The sequence below is a fragment of the Bradyrhizobium sp. genome, from assembly GCF_019244115.1.
In the GTDB taxonomy this organism is placed as follows: Bacteria; Pseudomonadota; Alphaproteobacteria; order Rhizobiales; family Xanthobacteraceae; genus Bradyrhizobium.
Map to the genome: position 1 here is coordinate 20703 of NZ_JAFATE010000729.1, position 7171 is coordinate 27873.

Consider the following 7171-nt stretch of genomic DNA (forward strand, 5'->3'; position numbering starts at 1 on the left):
GCTCGGTCATTGACACGACCCGCGCCGGTCGGCAGGGCTCCAGCCGTGCCGCCCGAATGGTTCACTGCAGTTCAAGTGCAGAATCCGATTTTTGCCGGTCGATCTGAATGTGGTCCGGCGGCAGTCCGGCGTGATGGCGCTTCATCATGGCGACATAGGCAGCCTCGATGTGGCGGGTGAACGCGGCGGTGTCGAACAGCGGCGTCATCAGACGGTTGCCGGCGAGCTTGGCTTTCACTGCAGCCAGTTCGGACGGCTGTCTCGCCAGCCTGATCGCCAAGGCCTCGTAGGCCGCAACCGTCGTCGTGATAAGCTCCGGCAAGCCGATCGCGTTCAACAGGCTCGCACCGACGCGGCCCGCAAAGCTTCCGCCAAGGAGGGTCAGCACCGGTAGTCCGGCCCACAGCGCGTCGCTCGCAGTCGTATGCGCGCCGTAGGGTAGCGTGTCCAGAAAGAGATCCGCGCAACGGTGACGGGCCAAGTGTTCGGCGAGTGGCAGGCGCCGGGCGAACACCAGCCGTTCGGCTGCGAGTCCCCTGGCGGCGGCCTCCCCTCGCAGGTTGCGCGATGCCGCGGGATTGTCCTCGTACAGCCACAGCACGCTGTTCTCGACGTCGCGCAGGATCCGCATCCAGCTGTCGAAGACCTGCGGCGTCAGCTTGTAATTGTCGTTGAAGCAGCAGAAGACGAAAGCTCCGTCGGGCAAGCCATGCTCTGCGCGGCGTTGAATGATATCGGCCACGTGGCGCCGGTCGTTCGCCTGGTAACTGTCCGGCAGCCACGCAATCTTCTCGGCATAATGTGCTGCATGCTCGCGCGGAATGACGGTTCGATCCGCGATGATGTAGTCGATGAAGCTCGCGCCGAGTGTCCCTGGAAAACCCAGATACTGAGTCTGGATGGGGGCCGGGCGCATGGCGAGAACGCCAGTCCGCGCATCCTGGCTGTAGCCTTTAAGATCGACGAGAATGTCGATCTCCAGGGTCCGGACCAGGTCTGCAATCTGATCATCTCCCTGCGATCTGACGTCGACGAAGCGCCCGAACGCCGCCGCGATCCGCCGCCGCAGATCGGAATGGTCGTCCGGGCCTGTGGAGATGCCGCTGATTTCGAACCGCGATCTGTCATGCTGCTCGAGGACGCCGACCATCAGCTGCGACGTTGCATGGTCGTGGAAATCAGCCGAAAGATAGGCAATGCGAATCCGGTCGTGATCGTAACGTTCGCCGCGCCATCGCGGTCCGCGGATCGAGTGGAGATTATGCCGGGCCCAATGTTGCGCGCAATGAAGCTGTTCGTCCGGCGTGCTTGCGATGGCGATGAACAGGAAGGGCGCGACGATCTTGCCGCTTTGGACCGACGATCTGATGGAGGCCGTGGCCTGATCGTAATCGGTCCAATCGCAGACATGCATTCTGACCCGCTGGCAGGCGGCGGCGATATCCGGCTGATCGGGATTTTGGCGCAGCGAGTTGCCCCAGCTCTCCAGGGCATCGTCATACTGCTTCCTGAGATAGCACAATTGGCCACGCAGCCGCCATGCATTCGCAAGCTGCGGGTCGAATTCAAGCGCCTTGTCGATCGCCATCGCAGCGGCGTCGTGGCGGCCGAGCGTCAGGAATAGGATGCCACGGCCAAGCCAGGCCGCAGCGAAGGTGGAGTCGGCCGCGAGCGCCCGCTCGAATGCGGAATCCGCCTCCGCGTGCCGGCCCAATCTGAGAAGGACATGACCTTGTCCGGCCCGGGCCGCTGCGGAGGCAGGCGCCAGAACGAGGGCGCGCTCATAGGCCGCCGAAGCCTCCTCGAGGCGGTTGAGCTCGAGCAGCGTATTGCCGCGACCGACCCAGGCCTCTGCAAGCTCGGGACGGCACGACAGCGCTTCGTCGGCGGCAGCCAGAGCCTCTTCGCTGCGACCCAGCTGGATGAGCGTGTGGCAGCGGCCGAGCCAGGCTTCCGCGAAGCGCGGGCGGGCATGCAACGCCCGACCATAGGCCATGAGGGCCGCGTCATAGCTACGCTGCGCAAAGTAAACCGTTCCCTTGTCCAGATGCGCTTCGGCGAGTTGCGGATTGAGCGCCAGGGCACGATCATAGGATGCGATGGCTGCATCATATTGCTTCGTCTTGGCGAGTGCGGAGCCCAGCATGAAATGTGCAGGAAAGTGGTCTGGATGTCGCGCCAGAAGCTGCGTCAGCTGAGCGATCGCCTGCAAATGGCGGCCCTGCGCCAGCTGCGCCGCCGCGCCGGCATGCAGCAGCGCGACGCTATCAGGAACAATCTGACCAAAGCGCTCGCACAGTGCGATGATGGCATCGTGCGCTCTGGCCCGATGCAGCACGGCGGCATAATTCTCCACGAACTCCACGTTCACGGGATTCGATTGCAGCGAGCGATCGATCAGCGTCATGGCGCGATCGATGTTACCTGCTGCGGCTTCGGCTACGCCGAGAAAATGGATGGCATGAAGGTTGTGTGGATTCAGGTCGAGGATGCGGCGGTAGAGCCTGGCGGCATCCGCGACCTTGCCCTCATGATGGAGGGAAAGTGCCCGGTCCAGTATCCGCTGTTCGTCACGCATCGCCGCCCATGCCTGCGCCAAGGCCCAGCGCATGCTTGTAGGAGCCCAATTGAACAACAATGTGACAGGCTGGTAGCGAATAACATTCAGATAACATATCCATATCCAGCGGCATGCGGTTGGGTTAGATGAGGGCACGCGAGACGGAAGCGGATTGGTTTCTCAAGAGGACGACATGCCTGAGACGACGTCAGCTTGCAGCAAGACCAAAGCCGCGGGCTCTGCCGCACTGATCCCCTCGCGCGCAGACGCGCGGATCGCCGGCTGGCTGCGATCGGCTCACGCCGCGCGGCAGCGGCTGCTCAATATCGCCTTCCTGGTCGTCGGGCTCGGGTTGGGCCAAGGCAGCATCTTCATCGTTCAGACGACGCTCGTTGCCGCGGGCGAGTACGATCTCCTCGCAGCATTCGGGACGCATTATTCGTTCGCGATTCTCGGCATCCTCCTGGTCGATGCCGGCGCCAGCACGACGCTTGCGACAGCCGTTGCGCGAATCGGCATCGGGCCGGACGGGCGCGAGCAGTTTTGGCGGATTTTTTGCGAGACGAGCGTGATCAGGCTTGTCTTTGCGGCCTGCGTCGGCGCCGCCGCGCTGATCTATGCGTTCGGGATCGCCGGAGATGGTTTCACGGAATGTTACGTCGCGCTGGCGCTTCCCGGATTGTTGGTCTGGGCGATTAACGCCGTCGGGCTGCTCGATGGGCTGAGATTGAGCGGTGTGAGCGGTCTGACCGGGGCGGCCGCCTATATCGCTGCGGCGATCGGCCTTTGCCTTGCCGCGCATCGATCGACCGAGACCGCAGGAGCGATCCTGGGAGGCGTCTTTTCGGTCGGCTATCTGCTGACGGTAGGGACGCAGTGGATCGTGCTTTGGCGCAGGGGCTGGTTTCCTCAAGTCAGCGCGCCGACGCAGGCGGGCCTCGTCAGGGCGTTCAAGGACGGCTCTGCCATGCTGTTCCAGCTCGTGCCCGGTCAGATCAACATGCGCGTCCAGCTGGTTTTGAGCGCAGCCTATCTTGGTGCCGAGACCACTGCTCTGTTCATCTACGCCAAGCAGGTCGTAACCGCGTTCACGCAGATCATCGGGTTTGTGCTTCGGGTCGAATTTCCCGGACTGGTCGAAAGACTGTCCGCAGCAGGCGCACACAGCCCGCGCAGCGTGCTGGATGCGCAGAAGCTGACGTTCTATTGTGCTGTTCTCTTTGCCTTCGGCGCGGCCGCGGTCGCGGGCGTTGCCGCGGCTTTGCCCGGCTTCAGCCTGCACCGTGCTACGACAATGATCCTGTCATTTGCGCCGACCATCCTGACCATGTCGCTTTCGTTGATGATGATCCAGGCGCTTGCCGCGCTGGGTGCCTACGGGGCGATCGCGGCTGCGCTCACGGCCAGCGCGGTGGCCGGGGTCGTGGTCAGCTATCTCCTGATCGGGTTGATCGGCGTCTATGCGTTTGTGGCCGGTGAATTCGCGTTCCATCTCGTCGGAATCTATGGCGTCCTGCGATATCTGCGTCGAACCCATCGAGCCGTCGCCACATCCGCACGAAACCATCGGGCTTTATTGGCGGTTGGCGAGGAAGTCTAGCTTAGCCGCCTCGTCGAGCGGCCGTCCCGGCCATGACAGTGCGAAATCACTCATTGCCGGTGCGGACGCCGCCGGAATGTGTTCGCACCTGCCGCGCCGGCAGGCGATCCTCTCGCGCGCGGCGGCTCCCCGTTGCAATCTGGTCGATGGAGCGGCCGAAATAGGCCGGCTGCCGTGGACGCGGCGGCGCGGCCGTTGGTTGCCGCATCGCCAGCAGTTCCAGCTCGATCGCGCGGATGATCGCGGAGCGATCCCATTTCTGCTCGGCGCGCTTTCTGGCGGCGGTCCCAAGCCGCTCTCGCAACGCTTCGTCATCGGCCAGCGCAATCACCGCCGCGGCAAGCGCCTCCGCATTGCCCGGGGAAATGACGCGCCCCGCGCCCTCGGTCTCCAGCGCGACGCCGCTGCCGGGCGCGGCCATCGCAATGATCGGGCGACCCGACGCCAGCATGCCTGCGAGTTTCGACGGCAGCACAAGATCCGTGATCTGAGCTCGCTGGGGCAGCAGGTGAATATCCGCGGTGTTGAGCAGTTCGGGGAGCCGATCCAGCGGCTGCAGATCGAGAAAGCGCAGGTTGGGCAGCTTGCGGGCCATCTGCGTCAATTCCGGCCGCATGGGCCCGTTTCCGCAAAGAACGAATTGCAGGGCAGGGTGGCTTCGACGGGTCATGCCGGCTGCTTCGACAATCAGTTCGAGGCCCTGCTTGTTCGACATCGCGCCGGCATAAAGCGCTACGACATCGGTCGGCTTCAGGCCCAGGTTTGCGCGAAGCTCCGTCTGGTTCGATCCGGGGACGATCACGCTCGTGTCCACCCAATTCGGGAACTCTCGCAGCTTCTCCGGTGCCAGTCCCTTGTGCTGAAGGGATCGCAGCATTTGCGGCGAGATGGTCGATACGCGATCGAACAAGCCAAAAATGCGTCGTTCCAGCGCAAGCATCAGGTCACGCGCCTTGGCGTCCTTGGCGAGCAGCCCGAGTTCGAAGGCGGCGTCGACCTCCAGGTCCTGGACGTGGAGCCAGGAGGCCGCGCCGGTAGCGCGCGCAGCCAGTGCCGCGATCGGTGCGGCAAGCAGGGACGGGGCGACCGCGACGATGATGTCGGGACGCCAGCGCAGCGCGCTCCACAAGGCGGGAACCGTGGCCGACAGCAGAAACGATGCATGGTGGACCAGCCGCTTCATCCCCGTGGGCCGGCGTGGCACGTAGATCGGCGAGCGGATGATATCGACGCCGTCGAGGCGCTGATATGAATACCATAACGAGCGGTAGTGATGCGGGATCGTCCAGTCTGGATAATAAGGCGGCGCGGTCACGACGCGGACGGCATGGCCGCGAGCCCTGAGGCTCTCGCAAAGCTCGGTGTTGTATTTCGCGACACCGATCAGATCGGGAGCATAGTTTATCCCGATGACCAAGACCCGCATGTCTGTCCCCAGTCGGCCGACGAAATACGCCTGGCGCGGGCGTCAGCCGCGCCATTTACAAGGAATCACGCGGCATGCCGGGGCCTGCGGATAGTGGGCGAAAAGTCCAGCCGCGCAGGTCGAACGTGGAGTTTGTTACCGCAATGCGCTAGCCGGCGCATCGGCAGGGTTGATATCATTTCCTCTGTGAAGGTATCATAACGCTAGCATAACATCGGAGTCGGGTTGTGGAGAACCGACTGTCATGTGCTGCGCCGCCTTCGCAGGATCGGGCCGGTTCACGGCATTGCGCCGCTATCGCGTTGCGATGATAGCCGTTGAACCCGATCGGCAAGATGTGTCGCCAGCCGCAGCGCCAGCGCCACCGCCGGAAACGTGGGGTTGGCCTGGCTCGAGCGCGGAAACACCGAACTCGAGGCCACGTAAAGATTCTCGATGCCGTGCACGCGGCAGTCCGAGTCGACGACGCCGTCCTGTGGCCGCAACGCCATGCGGGTCGTGCCGATCTGATGAAAACCGTCTTTGGCCTGTCGCAGGATCGCCGCGATGCGCGCCTCCGGCGCTTCGTGGAAGTCCAGGCGGCCCAATCCGGCGCGCCGCAGCGAATCGTCGAGGAGTTCGTGCGCCCGCAACACCGACTGCGCGTCGATGTCGCTGTAGCGCAGGTCGACGTCGAGAAACGGCAGCCCGATAGCATCTTTTCGGGTCGAGAGCGTCACCCGCGATTGGTCATGAGGCGCCTGTTCTGCAAGGTAATGCAGCGCGTAGCGGCCATCCCGGCTCCTGACCAGGAAGCCGGGCTTGCGGGGGGCGGCGAGCAGCCGCGCATGCAAGATCGCTCCGATCTGCCGCAGCGTCGGCAGCGGCGCGCGCGCGAGATTCCGGATGTGCCGTGCCCATCGATAGGGACGCGGCCCGACATGGCTGATGCGAACGGCCTCCGCGACCAGCCTTCGCCCGATCCAGGGGATTGCGAGTGCAAGCCAGGCCATCGATAGGACGCCGTTGCCGTGCCCGGCCAGATGGAAAGGCGGATTATCAGCCCAAAAGGCGATGTTGAGCAGTCGCTCCCGCGTCTGCGCCTCCGTCGTCAGGGTGAGACGGCGGCGCGCGAAAACACCCTGGTCGAGAAAGAAGTCGTGGATGTTGGCTGAGGCGGGATCGGCCAGCACGATGTCGGCGATCTTGCCGGAAATGTGCCCCATATAGCCCTGGCCGAGCGGTCCGCCGGGGCCGCCGAACAGCCGTGGACGGCGCTGCTGTGCCTGCAGCAGCAATCTCGTCGTCTCGAGACCGCCGCAGGCAAGCGCCACGCGAGGCGGCTCGATGCGGACCCTGCTCCTTGCGTCGGCAACGGTGAGGGCGGTCACCTTTTGGTCGTCCTCGGAGACATGCAATTCCGTCACCGTCGCTCCGAGCAGGACGCGGATGAGGTGGGAGTTCGACAGCTGTAGCCTGTGCCGCCGGCCGACGTCGTTTTCTTGTGTCCATCGCTCGAGCTGGTCGCAGCGGGTGTCGCCAAATTCCGCCCAGCAGCCGGCGGGCGCGGTGAAACGGGCCGGCCCGATGCCGAAGAAGGCGGCAG

4 protein-coding genes are annotated in these 7171 nt (G+C 64.1%); 1 reads left to right on the forward strand and 3 read right to left on the reverse strand.

What is annotated here, in order from left to right:
* Positions 1–61 precede the first annotated feature (61 nt).
* Positions 62–2578 carry a tetratricopeptide repeat protein gene (locus JOZ76_RS31475; RefSeq protein WP_291705288.1) on the reverse strand — a complete coding sequence of 839 codons (2517 nt, stop codon included), beginning with the start codon at positions 2576–2578 and terminating at the stop codon, positions 62–64.
* 175 nt (positions 2579–2753) lie between these two features.
* On the opposite strand from JOZ76_RS31475, the gene JOZ76_RS31480 reads away from it, so the two are divergent.
* Entirely contained in the window at positions 2754–4160 is a 1407-nt protein-coding gene (locus JOZ76_RS31480; protein ID WP_291705289.1) for a hypothetical protein, read from the forward strand.
* A 46-nt stretch (positions 4161–4206) separates the two neighbouring features.
* Here the strand turns inward: JOZ76_RS31480 and JOZ76_RS31485 are convergent, their stop codons facing one another.
* Together JOZ76_RS31485 and JOZ76_RS31490 are read right to left on the reverse strand one after the other, a co-directional pair.
* Positions 4207–5586 carry a WcaI family glycosyltransferase gene (locus JOZ76_RS31485; RefSeq protein WP_291705290.1) on the reverse strand — a complete coding sequence of 460 codons (1380 nt, stop codon included), beginning with the start codon at positions 5584–5586 and terminating at the stop codon, positions 4207–4209.
* Positions 5587–5864: 278 nt separating this feature from the next.
* On the reverse strand, positions 5865–7171 hold a 1307-nt coding region (locus JOZ76_RS31490), incomplete at its 5' end, for a GMC family oxidoreductase (RefSeq protein ID WP_291705291.1).